17 protein-coding genes are annotated in these 14437 nt (G+C 63.0%); 8 read left to right on the top strand and 9 right to left on the bottom strand.

What is annotated here, in order from left to right:
* Window positions 1-101 precede the first annotated feature (101 nt).
* Window positions 102-1046 carry a D-2-hydroxyacid dehydrogenase gene (locus ACW5W4_RS02575; protein ID WP_456688298.1) on the top strand — a complete coding sequence of 315 codons (945 nt, stop codon included), beginning with the start codon at window positions 102-104 and terminating at the stop codon, window positions 1044-1046.
* Window positions 1047-1134: 88 nt separating this feature from the next.
* On the opposite strand, the gene mepM is transcribed toward ACW5W4_RS02575, so the two are convergent.
* The gene (gene mepM / locus ACW5W4_RS02570; RefSeq protein ID WP_427260918.1) at window positions 1135-2475 is read right to left on the bottom strand and encodes a murein DD-endopeptidase MepM; all 1341 of its coding nucleotides are present in this window, start codon (window positions 2473-2475) and stop codon (window positions 1135-1137) included.
* 259 nt (window positions 2476-2734) lie between these two features.
* On the opposite strand from mepM, the gene ACW5W4_RS02565 reads away from it, so the two are divergent.
* Entirely contained in the window at window positions 2735-4036 is a 1302-nt protein-coding gene (locus ACW5W4_RS02565) for a LapD/MoxY N-terminal periplasmic domain-containing protein (protein WP_456688297.1), read from the top strand.
* Window positions 4033-4974, top strand: a complete 942-nt coding sequence (locus ACW5W4_RS02560) for a TAXI family TRAP transporter solute-binding subunit (RefSeq protein WP_456688296.1) — start codon at window positions 4033-4035, stop codon at window positions 4972-4974. Before ACW5W4_RS02565 ends, ACW5W4_RS02560 begins: the two co-directional genes overlap by 4 nt.
* Here the strand turns inward: ACW5W4_RS02560 and ACW5W4_RS02555 are convergent.
* Window positions 4969-5643 (bottom strand): transglutaminase-like cysteine peptidase, encoded by a 675-nt coding sequence (locus ACW5W4_RS02555; protein ID WP_456688295.1) that lies wholly within the window; start codon window positions 5641-5643, stop codon window positions 4969-4971. The two genes, ACW5W4_RS02560 and ACW5W4_RS02555, sit on opposite strands and share 6 nt — an antisense overlap.
* A gap of 46 nt (window positions 5644-5689) precedes the next feature.
* Window positions 5690-6628, bottom strand: a complete 939-nt coding sequence (znuA, locus tag ACW5W4_RS02550) for a zinc ABC transporter substrate-binding protein ZnuA (protein ID WP_456688294.1) — start codon at window positions 6626-6628, stop codon at window positions 5690-5692.
* Window positions 6629-6721: 93 nt separating this feature from the next.
* Between znuA and znuC the strand changes: the two genes are divergently transcribed.
* Together znuC and znuB are read left to right on the top strand one after the other, a co-directional pair.
* Window positions 6722-7486, top strand: coding sequence for a zinc ABC transporter ATP-binding protein ZnuC (gene znuC / locus ACW5W4_RS02545; protein WP_456688293.1), 765 nt, complete (start codon window positions 6722-6724; stop codon window positions 7484-7486).
* Window positions 7487-7506: 20 nt separating this feature from the next.
* The gene (gene znuB, locus ACW5W4_RS02540; RefSeq protein WP_456688292.1) at window positions 7507-8286 is read left to right on the top strand and encodes a zinc ABC transporter permease subunit ZnuB; all 780 of its coding nucleotides are present in this window, start codon (window positions 7507-7509) and stop codon (window positions 8284-8286) included.
* 11 nt (window positions 8287-8297) lie between these two features.
* Here znuB and ACW5W4_RS02535 read toward each other — a convergent pair whose 3' ends face one another.
* On the bottom strand, window positions 8298-9191 hold the full coding sequence (locus ACW5W4_RS02535; protein WP_408794070.1) for a LysR substrate-binding domain-containing protein: 894 nt from the start codon (window positions 9189-9191) through the stop codon (window positions 8298-8300).
* Between the two features lie 90 nt (window positions 9192-9281).
* Here ACW5W4_RS02535 and ACW5W4_RS02530 point away from each other — a divergent pair, with 90 nt between their 5' ends.
* Window positions 9282-10139 carry a DMT family transporter gene (locus ACW5W4_RS02530; protein ID WP_456688291.1) on the top strand — a complete coding sequence of 286 codons (858 nt, stop codon included), beginning with the start codon at window positions 9282-9284 and terminating at the stop codon, window positions 10137-10139.
* A 1-nt stretch (window position 10140) separates the two neighbouring features.
* Here ACW5W4_RS02530 and ACW5W4_RS02525 read toward each other — a convergent pair whose 3' ends face one another.
* Window positions 10141-10722: a uracil-DNA glycosylase family protein gene (locus ACW5W4_RS02525; RefSeq protein ID WP_456688290.1), complete on the bottom strand. Its 582-nt coding sequence runs from the start codon at window positions 10720-10722 to the stop codon at window positions 10141-10143.
* Window positions 10723-10823: 101 nt separating this feature from the next.
* On the opposite strand from ACW5W4_RS02525, the gene rarD reads away from it, so the two are divergent.
* Window positions 10824-11747, top strand: coding sequence for an EamA family transporter RarD (gene rarD / locus ACW5W4_RS02520; protein WP_456688289.1), 924 nt, complete (start codon window positions 10824-10826; stop codon window positions 11745-11747).
* Window positions 11748-11788: 41 nt separating this feature from the next.
* Window positions 11789-12130, top strand: a complete 342-nt coding sequence (locus ACW5W4_RS02515) for a GIY-YIG nuclease family protein (RefSeq protein WP_427260927.1) — start codon at window positions 11789-11791, stop codon at window positions 12128-12130.
* Window positions 12131-12255: 125 nt separating this feature from the next.
* Here ACW5W4_RS02515 and pspG read toward each other — a convergent pair whose 3' ends face one another.
* From pspG to ACW5W4_RS02495, 4 genes are all read right to left on the bottom strand, one after another.
* The gene (gene pspG, locus ACW5W4_RS02510; RefSeq protein ID WP_456688288.1) at window positions 12256-12471 is read right to left on the bottom strand and encodes an envelope stress response protein PspG; all 216 of its coding nucleotides are present in this window, start codon (window positions 12469-12471) and stop codon (window positions 12256-12258) included.
* Between the two features lie 135 nt (window positions 12472-12606).
* Window positions 12607-12813 carry a PspC domain-containing protein gene (locus tag ACW5W4_RS02505; RefSeq protein WP_456688287.1) on the bottom strand — a complete coding sequence of 69 codons (207 nt, stop codon included), beginning with the start codon at window positions 12811-12813 and terminating at the stop codon, window positions 12607-12609.
* A 2-nt stretch (window positions 12814-12815) separates the two neighbouring features.
* Complete coding sequence (gene pspA, locus ACW5W4_RS02500; protein ID WP_456688286.1) at window positions 12816-13478, bottom strand: phage shock protein PspA; 663 nt, start codon at window positions 13476-13478, stop codon at window positions 12816-12818.
* Window positions 13479-13682: 204 nt separating this feature from the next.
* Window positions 13683-14411: a 1-acylglycerol-3-phosphate O-acyltransferase gene (locus ACW5W4_RS02495; RefSeq protein ID WP_408794053.1), complete on the bottom strand. Its 729-nt coding sequence runs from the start codon at window positions 14409-14411 to the stop codon at window positions 13683-13685.
* Between the last annotated feature and the right edge of the window lie 26 nt (window positions 14412-14437).

Here is a 14437-nt window from a genome sequence, read left to right as displayed (position 1 = left end):
AAACGAAAAAGCGAGCTGGTCGACTTTGTTGCCCTGGCAAGTCGCGTAAGATGAAGGCAGCGGCACCTCTCCCCGCCGCACGCCTTATGAGGAATCTGCCAATGAGCCAACGTACCCTGCTGCTGCTCAGTCAGGACAATGCCCACTATCAGCGCCTGCTCCAGGCCGCCCGCCTGCCCCATCTTCGCATTCTGCGCGCCGACACCCCAGCCGAGGCCGAGTCTCTCATCGGCGAGGCCCACATACTGCTGGCCGAGCCCGCTCGCGCCAAACCCCTGCTGGCCAAGGCGAGCAAGCTCAGCTGGCTGCAATCGAGTTATGCCGGGGTCGATGTGTTGCTCGACAGCCGCTGCCGGCAGGACTATCAGCTCACCAATGTACGGGGCATCTTCGGCCCGCTGATGAGCGAGTACGTGTTCGGTCAGCTGCTCAGCCTGACTCGCCAACTGCCGCGCTATCGCGAACAGCAGGCACAACGGATCTGGCAGAGTCATCCCTATCAGGGCCTCAAGGGCAAGACGCTGCTGATCCTCGGCACCGGCAGCATAGGCCAGCATATCGCCCAGACCGGCCGCCATTTCGGCATGCGGGTGCTGGGGGTGAGTCGCAGCGGCCACGAGCGGGCCGGGTTCGACGAGGTCTATCAACTGGCGGCCCTCAACCGCCTGCTGGGGCAGAGCGACGTGGTCGTGAGCGTGCTGCCCGCCACCCGCGAGACCCATCACCTCTTCACCCGGGAGCGCTTCGCGCACTTCAAACCCCAGAGCATACTGTTCAACGTCGGCCGCGGCAGCGCCGTTCACACCCAGGATCTGCTCGACGCCCTGGCGGCCGGCAAGCTGGCCCACGCCGTACTGGACGTCTTCGAACAGGAACCCCTGCCCGGTGACAGCCCGCTCTGGTCGACCCCCAACCTCACCCTGACTCCGCACAACAGTGCCTACAGCTTCCCCGAAGACGTGGCCCAGATCTTCGTGCGCAACTACATTCGCTTCCTCGATGGCCAGCCCCTCGACGGCCGCATCGACTTTGACAAGGGTTACTAAGGCCCAGCCAAGCCAGGGCTAACGCTGTCCCATAAAGCAAAAAAGAGCCCGGACGGGCTCTTTTTCGTGATGGTTCTGCCGGCGAGGGTCAGCTCGCCGCCAGCTCTTTTCGATAGGCTTGCACCTTGGTGAGGAACTGGCGCTTGGCCTTGCCACTGAGGGGCTCGGCCATCGGCAGCTTGACCGTCATCGGATTGACCGGGCGATTGTTGAGTCGCACCTCGTAGTGCAGGTGGGCACCGGTGGAGCGGCCCGTGTTGCCAGACAGGGCTATCTTGTCCCCCATCTTCACCTTCTGTCCCGGTTTCACCAGCAGCTTGCTCAGGTGCAGGTAGCGGGTCGTCAGGGTGCGGCCGTGCTTGATCACCACATAGGTCCCCGCCAGGGGGTGACGGGTCGCCTTGAGAACGACACCATCCCCCGTCGCCAGCACAGGACTGCCGATGGGCATGGCGAAGTCGGTCCCTTCGTGGGGGCGCACCAGACCCGTGATGGGATGGCGACGCGCCGGGTTGAAGGTGGAGCTGATGCGATAGCGGCTATGGGTCGGATAGCGACGGAAGCCGCGCTCCAGGCTCTGGCCCTCGGCATCGTAATAGTTGCCATCCTCCGCCAGCCAGGCGGAGAAGCGCTTGCCCTGGCTCTGCACCTCGACCCCCAGCAGCTGGCTGTTGCCGGTATGCTTGCCCTGCACGGTTTCCTGCTGCATCAAGACCTTGAACTTGTCGCCCTTCTTCAGATCGCTGGCAAAATTGAGGCGCCACTGAAACAGGTTCGCAATCTTCTTGATATGGCTGGCCGGCACGCCCGCGTTGCGGGCGCTGACATAGAAGCTGCCATTGATGGCGCCATCGAAGCCACGCTTCTGCCACTCCACCGCCTCGGTGATCATGTTGACGCTGTAGTTGTCATCGACACGCTTGAACTCGAGGGATTGCTTGATATTGAGGCGGATCTTCATCTCTTGCAGGATGTTGTCCTGATCGATGAGCAACTCTATGTTCTGCCCCGGCTTGAGCCGGGCCAGGTTGTTCTTGCCATCGGCGTCCAGCACCTTGTAGAGGGTGGTCGTCGACAGACCCAGGGTATTGAAGATGGTGGTGAGATTTTCCCCATTGCGCACCCGGTAATCCTGCCACTCGGGGCCGGTATCGGCGGGAATGTCGTCGTCATCGGGCGCCGCCGGATCCATCAGCTCGTGATCCGGAATGGCATTAAACTCGGTGTTGTCTTCATTGGTGGCCGTGCCGCTGGTCGAGATGGGCAGCTCCAGACGCAAGGGGCGCTCCAGAATATCACCAGGCGCAGGCAAGATGGCCACCGCGGACAGGGTCAACCCCGTCAGCAACAACATGGCATAAAAATGTTTGCGGGGAACCGGGGGTTCCCAGTTGGCGGCACTCGCCACCAAGGGACGAAGACGTTTCATCCGCTTTCCTGTCATTAGTTCTGAGAGTGTTATGGGGTCAGTTCATTGTTATAAATTTGCATAAAGCTGCACATTTGACCCTACATAATATGAAAAGTTCACTGCAATTCGCGCAAGAACCACATTTTATTCATAAGCGGCACGCTTTGGCAGAAAAGATCATCACTTTTCTGCCATTTTTTCCTACTTTTAAGAACCAGATCAGATCCTGATCGCCTCTGACTCGCCCATGTTGCTTAACCTTGTCCAGGGAGTGGCTATGTCGTTAGCAAAATTGTTAAACGGGATCATCCTCATCTTGTTCCTGATTGGTGCCGTACTCTTGTTCATGTTGGAAATCACCACGGTACGACAATCCATCCTCGACCAGATGTCGGCCAATCTTGAGACCGCCATTACCGCCCTCGGCCTGGTGCTTCAAGGCACCCTGCTCAACGAAGACAAGGTGCTGGCGGAGACCATAGTCAACGCCATGTTCGATGGCGGCTTCGTCAGCGCCATCACCCTGGTCGATCCGGATGGTCAGATGCTGTTTCACAAGGTCTTTACCAGCACTCAGCAGAATGTCCCTGCCTGGCTGCCCCACATCATAGCCATGCCGCCGGTCAAGGTTGAGCAGGAGCTGACCGATGGCTGGCGCATACTGGGCAGCCTGACCTTGGAAGGGCACAGCGGTTATGCCTACCAGCATCTGTGGGGCGCCATCAGCCGTACCGGCCTCGCCCTGCTTGCCGGTCTCATCGTATTCAGTCTGCTGATCCCCTGGATCTGCCATCGCCTGTTGCGTCCCCTGGTCGAGATCAATCAACAGCTCGAACTGGTCCGCAAACGCCAATACGGCTCTGAGCTGCCCACCCCCTGGCTCCTGGAGCTCAAGGCGGTGGCCGGTTCGGTCAACCAGCTGATCTCGGAGCGTAAACGGGACATGCTGCAACAGAGGCTCAAGATCACCCAGCTCGGCAAGCAGCAGGAGGCGAGCAGCCATCTGCCGCTGCTCAACCTGCGCCCCCTCGATGAGCGGTGGCAACAGCAGCACTTCTACTCGACCCAGGGCGACATCTTGCTGTATCGCCGTCTGCTACCTCTTCATCACTTCTCGTGCGAGACCCCTATCGCGACGCTGCAACAGGCCGTGGCTGAGTGGCTCGACATTGGCCATGAGGGGCTCTCCCTGCCCCTGAGCCTGCTCGCCCATGCACAATGGGATCAGCTGGCGACCACCTTGGCCGAGGTGCCCAGGGGGCGGATCATCGACTGGTGCTGGGATCTGGTCACCCTGCCAGCCAATGCGGTCCCCGCCTTCATGGCGCTGGAGCGAGCCGGGGTGGCGCAGGCCTTCAGTGCCATTCCCCTCAACAACGAGGTGCTGACCCTGCTCGATCCCGTCCAACCCACCTTCATCAGCCTGGCCGTCACCAATACTCCCCTCTACTGGAATCTGGTCAGCCAGAGCCTGCATGGCTCAGGCTATACGGTACTGGCCCAGGCCAGTTCCATCACAGACCCCGACATACTGAGAGCCTGGGGTATCGATGGCTATGCCGCGGGAGCATCATCATGAAGATCTGGTCTCTGCTGTCCCTGATCCTGGCGCCATCCCTTCAGGCCGCCTCCCCGCTCAAGATAGATACGGGCTCGGAGCAAGGCATTTACTATCAGATGGCCAAGGAGTTTTGCCGGCTGGCCCATGAGCAGGATGAGAGCCTGCTCTGCCAACCCAATGCCACGTCCGGCTCGCTGGACAATCTGGACCGACTGGCAAGAAGAGAGAGCGATTACGCCATCGTCCAGTCAGACTGGCTGTACCAGGCCAGCAAGGGAGAAGGGGCATTCGCGGGGGCGCCCCAACCCGGGCTGAAGAGCCTGCTTGCCACCCACGCCGAACCCTTCACCCTGGTGATCCGCGCCGATGGCGATATCACCCGCCTGGAGCAGCTCAAGACAGCCCCGATCGACATGGGTCTCAAGGGGTCGGGCACACGCAAGACGGCCCTGGCCCTGATGGCCGAGCTGGGGGCAGGGGAACAGGATCTCGATCTGAAGAGTGTGGGCAACGTGGCCGAAGCCCTGTGTGACAAGCGGATAGATGCCTTCGCCCTCGTCATCGGCCATCCCAATCGCATGGTGCTCGATGCGGCCAAACGCTGCCCCATCACCTTCATGGCGATCGAGGGCACGGTACGTGACCAACTCATCAAGGGTCGCCCCTATTATCAACCCAGCCGGATCCCGGCGCGGATCTATCCGGGCAATCCCCAACCCGTCCCCACCTTCGCCATCGCGGCCACCCTGATCACCCGGGAAGATGTGTCGGAGGCTCAGGTCTACCGGCTTACCAAGGCCATGCTGGGCCAGCAGATCCCCTTCAATGAACAGACCTATGGTTACGCCAACCTGTTTCACCGGGCGCGCAACAAGACGGGGTCCGTGCTGATGGCGCCCCAGCACGCCGGGGCGGCTCGCTACTTCGCCGAGCTCAAGGCGGCGGGAAAACTATAGCTGACGACGAGGGGCTCGCAGTTGTTCACTGGAGAAGCGGCTCTGCATGGAGGTCCATTGCGTCAACCTGTCGGCGCTGCCGGCCAGGGTGCCCTCCCGGCGTGACTTCATCACCCAGATGCTCTTGGCATCGAAGCTGTAGACGGGAATGAGGTCGGTGCGCTGACTACCGGGAAGGATCCGGCCATTGATGTTGTCCAGTACCAGGGGGTCTGACTTGGGCGTCGGGAAGTAAAGCGTCACCATGTGGAACTGGTTGAACTTCACCGCCTTGACATAGGCCAGCCTCAGTTTCTTCTCCTCCACCCCCAGCTCCATCAGGGTGTAATACTTGGCGATGCTGTAATCCTCGCAATCCCCTCCCCTGGCACCGATGAACTCGAGCGGGTTGGCCCAGTAATCATCCATGCCCCACAGCCTGGGATCCACGCTGTAGGTGAGATTATTGAAGTAACTGTTTACCAAGGTGATTTTTTGCTGATCCGTGGTCCCTGACCTGGGTTTTAGCAGGCTGGCATAGGCCTGCGCCCGCTTCACGGCTCCTTGACCATACACATCCGCCAGCTTCGCCTGCAACTGGGGGGTGGCAAGATAGCTGGACAACTGAGAGGCGTGCAGCGGCCCACTGGCCAGCGCAGCCCCCCATAACATCAGAGCAATCCGGTTCATACACGACTCCCCACAATAGCGCTGGAGGTCAGTATAGCGCCCCTCTCTACCGACACTGGCCAAAGGCATCAGCCAATTGCGTCATGAACTGGGGATAGGCATCCGGCCCCAAGGCCACCGTTTCACCCACCTCGTCGAGCAGCAGCACCTTGGCGCCCGTGTTGCGGGCCACCGACTCGATCACCGCCGGCGAGAATTGCGGTTCGGCATAGATGCAACTCGCCTTCTTCTCCTCCAGCGCCTTGCGGATCTCCACCAGGGTCCTGGCGCCGGGGCGGCGCTCAGGGCTCACGGTAAAGTGACCCTTGGAGCTCATGCCGTAGTGACGCTCCCAGTAACCATAGGCCTCATGAAACACGAAATAGCCCTTCTGGTTCACCGCCTTCATCTGCTGGGCGATCACCTTGTCCTTGGCATCCACCTTGGCATCGAATGCGGCCAGATTGGCGGCGTAGCGGGCCTGATTGGCCGAGTCCAGCTTGCCAAGCTCGGCCGCGATCGCCCTGGCAATCACCTTGGCCTGGGTCGGCCCCAGCCAGAGATGGGGATCCACTCCCTCGTGGTGATGCCCCTCATGGCCTTCATCGTGGTCACCGTGCTCGTGTGCTGCATGCTCGTGTTCGTGCTCGTCATCATGATGGGCATCCTGGCTACCCTGGGTCGCGTAGTTGAACAGCGGCATCCCGGGCACCTGGGTCAGGGTCAACACATGGGGATGGCTCGCCAGCGGCTTGGCCATGAAGCCTTCCAGCTCGGGGCCGACCCAGACCACCAGATCGGCCTGGTTGATGGTGCGAATATCCGATGGGCGCAGGGAAAAATCATGGGGGGAGGCGCCGGTGGGCAACAATACCTGGGGTTCACTCACCCCATCCGTGATGGCGGCGGCGATGAAGCCCAGGGGTTTGATGGTCGTCAGCACTGTGGTGGCGCGCACCGGCAGGCTGACCACGAGCAAGGCGGTGAGCAGGGCAAGAATTCGCATAGGGATCTCGTCAGGGCAGATGAATGTGATAATATAACATAAAACTCGACTGTTATATTATAACTCCCATTGCCTGTAAACCCCGGAGCTGTCATGACCCAACTGGTGGAGCTGAAGGAGATCTGTCTCTCTTTCGACGGGCGACTCGTGCTCGACAAGGTCTCCTTTACCCTCAACAAAGGCAAAATCACCACGCTAGTCGGCCCCAACGGCGCAGGCAAGAGCACCCTCAGCAAGCTGGTGCTGGGCCTGCTCAAGCCGGACTCGGGGCACATAGTGCGCCGTGGCGGCCTGCGGGTCGGCTATGTGCCCCAGCGCCTCTATCTGGATCCCACCCTGCCGCTCACGGTGCGCCGCTTCCTGCAGCTCGGCAAGAATGGCCGCCTCTCCATCGAGGAGGCCCTGAACCGGGTCGGCGCCCAGGATCTGCTGGACAACCGGATGCAGAAGCTCTCCGGCGGCGAGATGCAGCGGGTGCTGCTGGCCCGCGCCCTGCTGGTCAAGCCCGAGCTGCTGGTGCTGGACGAACCGGTACAGGGGGTGGACATCACGGGCCAGATCGAGCTCTACGCCCTGATCGGCCAGCTGGCCGCCGAGTTTGACTGTGCCGTGCTGATGGTCTCCCATGATCTACACCTGGTGATGGCCAGCACCCACGAGGTGATCTGCCTGAACGGCCACGTCTGCTGCCACGGCGAACCCGAGAGCGTGGCGCGCCACCCCGAATTTGCCCGCCTGTTCGGTCGCCCGGAGCAGGAGGTGCTGGCGGTCTATACCCACCATCACCACTGCGACGGCGAGCACCATCATCATGAGTCGCAGGCCCCCGTCATCCGCCTGCCCGCTCGCAAGCAATAAGCACAGCTAAGGACATTCAAGTGGACAGCTTTCTGTTATATGCCCTCGCGGCCGGCCTCGGCATCGCCCTGCTGGCCGGGCCTCTCGGCAGCTTCGTGGTGTGGCGCAAGATGGCCTACTTCGGCGATACCCTCTCCCATGCCTGCCTGTTCGGCATCGCGCTGGGCATACTGCTGCAGGTGGATCTCACCCTGGCGGTGGTGGTCTGCTGCCTCGCCATGGCCATGCTGCTGGTGGTCATGAGCCGCAACCAGCAGGTAGCGACCGACACCCTGCTCGGCATCCTGGCCCACAGCGCCCTCTCCCTTGGCCTGGTCACCCTGAGCTTCATGGACAACGTGCGGGTGGATCTGATGGCCTACCTGTTTGGCGACCTGCTCTCGGTGCAACCCATGGACCTGCTCTGGATCTACGGCGGCGGCGCCCTGGTGTTGCTCACCCTGTGGCGGCTGTGGGATCCCCTGCTCTCCATGACCATCTCGGAGGAGCTGGCGCGGGTGGAAGGGGTGCGGGTCGATGTGCTGCGCTGCGTGCTGATGCTGCTGATAGGCCTGGTGATCGCCGTGGCCATGAAGTTCGTCGGGGCGCTGATCATCACCTCCTTGCTGATCATTCCCGCCGCCACCGCCCGCCGCTTCAGCCAGACGCCGGAGCAGATGGCCGGCTTCGCGGCGCTGATCGGCTGTCTGGCGGTGCTGGGTGGGCTGACCCTCTCCTGGTACCAGGACACCCCGGCGGGTCCGTCCGTCGTGGTCTGCGCCACCAGCCTCTTTATCCTGAGCCAGTTCAAGCAGGCCTGAGCCCTTCCCGCTTAGGGGAGAGGCAGGCTCTGGCGCGTCTCCAGCAGCAGCCACTGGCGCAACCGGCTGATGGCGGCCTCATGGGCCCGTCCCCGCTTGCAGGTGAAATAGAAGGCATCCCCCGTCTCCAGCTGATGCACCGGCAGGCGCACCAGCTGGGGATCATCCGGGCGCACCATGTAGTCGTTCACGAAGGTCACCCCCTGATCCCAGGCCGCCGCCTCCACCGCCATCAGCATGTGGCTGAAGTGGTGCATGCGCACCGTCTCCGGCACCCCCATGGCGCCCGCCTCGGCCCAGCGCTGCCAATCTTCTCCCCGGGACTTGTAGATGGACTGCACCGAGAGCAGCGGCAACTGCCAGATGGCCTCCGGCCAGTCGCCGCTCGCCTGGGCCAGCAGCTTGCGACTGCAGACGGGGAAGAGCCGCTCCTGATAGATAAGGGTGTGACTGTAGCCGCGCGCGTTGGGGCACACTGTGATGAAGCAGTCCGCGATCCGATCCGAGAGCACAGGATCTTCGGCCACCATCTCCAGGCTCAGATCCAGCTCGGGACACTGCTGGCGCAGCCCGGCCAGGCGCGGGATCAGCCACTTGACCGCGAAGGAGCTGTAGACGGCGAGCCGCAACTGCATCTGGGCCCCGCCCCGCAACTGTTCGCTACTCTGGGCTATCTGGCCGAGGCCGGCGGCGATCCCCTCGAAGTAGACCTCCCCCTGGGGGGTGAGGGAGAGCAAGCGCCCCTGGCGCAGCAGCAGTCGTTCCCCCAGGAAATCCTCCAGCAGGCGGATCTGGTGGCTGACCGCGCTCTGGCTGACATTGAGTTCCAGGGCCGCGCGGGAGAAGCTCAGCAGGCGGGCGACCACCTCAAAATATTGTACGGCGCGCAGGGGCGGTAGCTTCATTATCTATAAATCTCATGGATGGTGTTTTTTTATCATTTTACCCAATAGTCAGCGCCCCGCTACCCTGAGTCCATCAAGTGAGGAGGCGGTATGAATTCAGTGGCGGCAGGCATGATCTATCTGGTACTCGGCAACCTGGTTGCCGTCTTCTCCGACGCCCTGGTCAAGGTACTGGAGCCAGATCAGCCCATCTTCCAGTTCGTCTTCTTCCGCCAGCTCTCGGCGGCCTTGCTGCTGGCGCCCTGGCTGCTCTGGTCCTGGCGCCGCCACCCGCCGGTGGCACTCAAGTGGCATCTGCTGCGGGCCCATATCTGGGCCGTCGGCGTCTGCCTCATGGTGGTGGCCCTGACCCAGCTGCCGCTGGCCACCGCCAACGCCCTCTTTTATGCGGCGCCGCTGCTGATGGTACCGCTGGCGGTCTGGCTGGCGGGAGAGGCGCTGTCGCGCCAGAAGGTGGCGACGGCCCTCATCGGCTTCGTCGGCGTGCTGATCGTTCTGCGGCCGACCGAGGTGAACTGGGCCGCCCTGGCGGCGCTCGGGGTGGCGCTCTCCCTGGCGGTCAACAACCTGCTGATCAAGCGGATCCCCCTCAGGCAACCCATCGCCCAGACCCTGTTCTTCACCAACGTGCTGAGCATGCCCTTGATCCTGGCGCTGGCCTGGTGGGAAGGGGGCGACTGGCAATGGCAGATGTGGTGGCCCGCCTTCGGCTCCTCGGCGCTGATCATGGTCTACGCGGGGCTGTGCGTGCTGGCCTATCGCAAGGCGGAGGCGAGCAAGATCGCCTCGGCGGAATACACGGGGCTGCTGGCGGCGGTCGCCATCGGTGCCTGGCTGTTTGACGAACAACCGGGTCTGCCGCTGCTGCTGGGCTGCCTGTGCATCATCATTCCGCTGGTCGCCATGGCGCGCGGCAAGGCAAAACCGCTGGCAGAGCCGGTGGTCTGAATCAAAACAGCAAGGGGGCGACCCGTTGGCGCAGATCGGGGATCACCTGCTGCTCGAACCAGGGATTCTTCTTGAGCCAGAGGGTGTTGCGCGGGGAAGGGTGCGGCAGCGGCAGCCAGCCGGGGCCGTAATCGCGCCAGCATTGCACCGTCTCGGTGAGGCTCCCTCTGGCCGCCTCCCGCAAGTAGTAGCGCTGGGCGTACTGGCCGATGAGCAGGGTCAGCTCGATATGGGGCAGCAGCATCAGCACCTTGTCGTGCCAGGTGGGGGCGCACTCGGGGCGAGGCGGCAGATCCCCCGACTTGCCGCGGCCGGGGTAGCAGAGCCCCATGGGCATGATGGCGATGCGGGACTCGTCGTAAAAGCTGGCCTTGTCCACTCCGAGCCAGTGGCGCAATCGATCACCGGAAGCGTCATCCCAGGGGATGCCGCTGGCATGGACCCGGGTACCAGGGGCCTGACCGATGATCAGCAGACGAGCCTGTTCGCTGCCGCGGATCACCGGCCTCGGCCCCAGGGGCAGGTGGGCCTCGCACAGGCGGCAGGACCGGATCTGTTCAAACAGGATATCGAGTCGGTTCATGGCGCCGATAGTAACAGAGTTTTCCCCCGCATCCGCTTGTGCAAGTCGCACCGGCTGCCTATGATGCGCCCCAATTTGTTTAATTTAATAAACGGACGACGATGAAAAACGGCTTGGGGACGGGCAGCGCGGCCCTCTCATTCGTGCTGTGGGGCCTGCTGCCCCTCTATTACCAGTTCATGCCCGAGGTCAACATGTGGGAGCTGCTCTCCCACCGGGTGCTCTGGTCTGTCATCCTGCTGGGCGCCCTCTTCCTGCTGCTCGGCGTGCAAGTCCCCTGGTCACGCCTGCGCAGCGAGCCTCGCCAGCTTGGTCTCATCCTGCTGGCGGGCCCCGTCATGTCCATCAGCTGGTGCATGTTCACCTGGTGCCTGACCACGGGCCAGGTGCTGGCCACCAGCCTCGCCTTCTTCATGACGCCCCTGTTCAACATCGCCTTCGCCGTCATCTTCCTGAAAGAGCGGCTCACTGTGCAGAAGCATCTGGCGGTCGCCCTGGCCCTGGCGGGGCTGGCCTACATGCTGTTCTCCTACGGCGAGCTGCCCTGGTTTTCCCTGATCATGGGGGCCAACTTCGCCCTCTACGGCCTGCTCAAGAAGAAGGTGCATTACGGGCCGGGCACCAGCCTCTATCTGGAATCCCTGGTGCAGCTGCCCCTGGCCCTGCTGGTGATAGGCTGGCTCGGCTGGCAGGGGAGCAGCACCTTCCTGGCCGGGGACTGGGCCGATCGCCTGCTGCTGATGGGCAGCGCCCCCGCCACCCTGCTGCCGGTGGGGCTGTTCTGCTACGGCATGCTCAGAACCCGGATGAGCACGGTCGGCCTGCTGCAATACATAGAGCCCAGCCTCGCCTTCCTGCTCGCCCTCTTCTGGTTTGGGGAGTCACCGGATCCGGTGAAGTCGGTGGGCTTCGCCTTCGTCTGGGCCGGCCTGCTGGTGAGCCTGCTGCCCCTGCACAGGTTGCGCCAGGGCAAGGCCTCTCTCCCCGAGCCTGCCCCCTTGCCCGAGGCGCCACAAGATAGATAATGGCCTTCACCGCCCCGACCGACACTGACACGGGAGCCCCTATGAGTCACACCCCACCCTATGCCCCCCAGGCCGCCAGCGGCCCCTGGTTCATCTACATGGTGCGCACCGGGAGCGGCAGCCTCTACACCGGCATCAGCACGGATCCCGAACGCCGGCTCGCCCAGCATCAGAGCGGCCGGGGGGCCCGTGCCCTGCGCGGCAAGGGGCCCCTCGCCCTGGCCTGGCGGCAAGCGGTCGGGGAGCATGGCGCGGCCCTTCGCCTGGAGTACCGCCTCAAGCGGCAGAGCAAGGCCAGCAAGGAGGCCCTGATCCGGCAACCCGAACGCTGGCAAGCCCTCAGCCAGCAGTGGCTGCTCACCCCGGACGCGGGATCATCATAAGCAAGGCCACCGCCATGAGATGGATCCGAGCGGTGGCCAAGGAAGGACAGGTATCCCCCCAGGAGAGGGATGTCGACTCAGTGGCCATGGAAGGACAGGCATCCCCCTAAAAGAGGGAGGTCGACTCAGCGATAGCCCTGGCTGCGGCGCCGGTTGCCCAGCAGCCAGTAGATGACCAGGCCAAGGACGAGCCAGGGGGCCAGCTTGAACACCAGCCCTATCATGCCCGCCAGGGCGCCAAACAGCATGAAGACCCCGCTCACCACCACCATGGCCAGCACGGTGAACCCGGCCATGGCCATCACGATCAGCACGGCCAGCAAGACCAAGAATTCCAACATAATCACTCCTCGCAGCCGGGCTGCTTCTGGGTAGCCGGATCAACCGGACTCGGGGGGGGGGGCGGGGCCCGGGCCCCCCCCCCACAAGACGGCGCCTCTCCTGCCGGGCTCGCCCCCTGGCGGCCCGGGATCCACTCAATCCAACCAGCGCTTGAGCTCGTGGCGAGGCGGCATCACCAACACCGCCAGCAGATAGAGGACCAGGGCCAGGGGGGGCATCAGGATCAGGACCACCAGCGCCACGACCCGCACCGTCACCCGGGAGACCCCAAGCCCCCTGGCGATACCGGCGCAGACCCCGGCCAGCTTGCGATGGGCCAGATCTTTGGGCCAGGGGCTCATGGTCAGGCCTCCGCCTTCCGGCCTTTCAGGCGAGCCAGCTCCCGTTCAATCTCGTCATTGAGCTCCAGCTCGCGAAACTGGGCCTCGAGGGATGGATTCTGCCCCAGGGTCGCCGCCTCCAGCTGGGCTTCCAGCTGATCCACCCGGCCCTGAAAGCCGTCGAAGCGGGCCATCAGCTCATGCATACGCTGGTTGTCCACTTGGGCGCGAGCCCGGATCCGGCTGTGGGCAGTCTGCTCGCGCAGGGTCAGCATCTTCTGCTTCTCGCGCGCCTCGGTCAGCTTGACGCCGAGCCGCTCGCTGTCGGCGGTGAGCTGGGCCAGCACCTCGGCCACCCGGGCCTTGTCCTGCTCCAGTTGCTCGCACTTCCTGACCTCGGCCAGCTTCTCCGTGAGGGCGGCGCGGGCCAGATCCTCACGTCCCTTCGCGATGGCGAGCTCGGCCTTGGCAGACCACTCCTGGATCTGGTGGCGCAGCGCCTGCTGATGGCGCTCCAGCTGTTTCTGTTCGGCGATGACGCGGGCGGCCTGGGTACGCATCTCGATCTGCACCTGCTCCATCTCCTCGATCATCAGGCGCAGCATCTTCTCTGGCTCTTCACTCTTGTCGAGCAGGCTGTGCAGGTTGGCGTTGATGATGTCGCTAAGGCGGCTGAATACACTCATGGTCTGGCTCCTTGTTCATGGGATGGCTATCTCTCCTCAAGCCATTACAAGAGCCGTGCCAAGATAATTTATCCTTTACTTACAGATAGATGAGGATTCCTGCTCAGGATGCAAGGGAAGAATGTTGGTGAAAAAAGCCAACTTGTTGGTGATTTTTGCCAATAAAAAAGGGAGCCATTGGCTCCCTTTCGATCCCGCGCTCCGTCAGGCGGCACGCTGCCGCGCCACGGCCTCGTCCAGCTGCGCCAGCTTGGCTTCCATCTGCTGGCGGCAATGTTCGGAAAGCTCGCGGATGCCGGCGGCGCCGTGCTCCTTGCTGCACAGGGGGGGCAGCATCTCCAGCAGCACCTCGCCGTTGTCCCAGCGGTTCAGGTCAACCTGGCCGAAGTAGCTGGAGCAGACGATGGGCACCACGGGCACCTCGGCCTGGACGGCGGTGTGGAAGGCGCCGGCCTTGAACGGCAGCAGGCCGCGCCCCTGGGAGCGAGTCCCTTCCGGGAACATCCAGATGGAGGTACCACGCCCCTTGATGCGGTTCACCACCTGGCCTATGGTGCCGATGGCGCGGGAGCGGTTGGATCTGTCGATCAACACGTTGCCGGAGAGCCAGAAGATGAGACCGAAGAAGGGCAGCCACAGCAGGCTCTTCTTGCCCACCGCCACCACCCCGGGCATGACGGCACCGGTCACGGTGAAGATGTCGAAGTTGCTCTGGTGGTTGCAGACATAGACGGCAGGCCCCACCGACTTGACCTCGTCCGGGATGGTGACCCGGACCTTGAGCCCGAGCAGGGGGCAGACCGCATGGTACATGCGCGCGAACACGAAGACGTTGTTGGGATGACGCGGACGCACCAGACAGAGCAGCAGAGCCAGCACGAACCAGACGATGAGCAGCAGGCCAAGCAGCAGAATACGGGCAAGTTTAAGCATCGAACACCTCTAAGCAAGATTCGGCG

The organism is Aeromonas crassostreae, from assembly GCF_054052445.1.
The sequence above is the reverse complement of the archived record's forward strand: the minus strand, read 5'-3'. Positions and strand labels throughout refer to the sequence as shown.

Bases quoted from the DNA above. Each gene is read 5' to 3' on its own strand.
- ACW5W4_RS02575 (WP_456688298.1), top strand. From the start codon at position 102: ATGAGCCAACGTACCCTGCTGCTGCTCAGTCAGGACAATGCCCACTAT.
- mepM (WP_427260918.1), bottom strand. From the start codon at position 2,475: ATGAAACGTCTTCGTCCCTTGGTGGCGAGTGCCGCCAACTGGGAACCC.
- ACW5W4_RS02565 (WP_456688297.1), top strand. From the start codon at position 2,735: ATGTCGTTAGCAAAATTGTTAAACGGGATCATCCTCATCTTGTTCCTG.
- ACW5W4_RS02560 (WP_456688296.1), top strand. From the start codon at position 4,033: ATGAAGATCTGGTCTCTGCTGTCCCTGATCCTGGCGCCATCCCTTCAG.
- ACW5W4_RS02555 (WP_456688295.1), bottom strand. From the start codon at position 5,643: ATGAACCGGATTGCTCTGATGTTATGGGGGGCTGCGCTGGCCAGTGGG.
- znuA (WP_456688294.1), bottom strand. From the start codon at position 6,628: ATGCGAATTCTTGCCCTGCTCACCGCCTTGCTCGTGGTCAGCCTGCCG.
- znuC (WP_456688293.1), top strand. From the start codon at position 6,722: ATGACCCAACTGGTGGAGCTGAAGGAGATCTGTCTCTCTTTCGACGGG.
- ACW5W4_RS02535 (WP_408794070.1), bottom strand. From the start codon at position 9,191: ATGAAGCTACCGCCCCTGCGCGCCGTACAATATTTTGAGGTGGTCGCC.
- ACW5W4_RS02530 (WP_456688291.1), top strand. From the start codon at position 9,282: ATGAATTCAGTGGCGGCAGGCATGATCTATCTGGTACTCGGCAACCTG.
- ACW5W4_RS02525 (WP_456688290.1), bottom strand. From the start codon at position 10,722: ATGAACCGACTCGATATCCTGTTTGAACAGATCCGGTCCTGCCGCCTG.
- rarD (WP_456688289.1), top strand. From the start codon at position 10,824: ATGAAAAACGGCTTGGGGACGGGCAGCGCGGCCCTCTCATTCGTGCTG.
- ACW5W4_RS02515 (WP_427260927.1), top strand. From the start codon at position 11,789: ATGAGTCACACCCCACCCTATGCCCCCCAGGCCGCCAGCGGCCCCTGG.
- pspG (WP_456688288.1), bottom strand. From the start codon at position 12,471: ATGTTGGAATTCTTGGTCTTGCTGGCCGTGCTGATCGTGATGGCCATG.
- ACW5W4_RS02505 (WP_456688287.1), bottom strand. From the start codon at position 12,813: ATGAGCCCCTGGCCCAAAGATCTGGCCCATCGCAAGCTGGCCGGGGTC.
- pspA (WP_456688286.1), bottom strand. From the start codon at position 13,478: ATGAGTGTATTCAGCCGCCTTAGCGACATCATCAACGCCAACCTGCAC.
- ACW5W4_RS02495 (WP_408794053.1), bottom strand. From the start codon at position 14,411: ATGCTTAAACTTGCCCGTATTCTGCTGCTTGGCCTGCTGCTCATCGTC.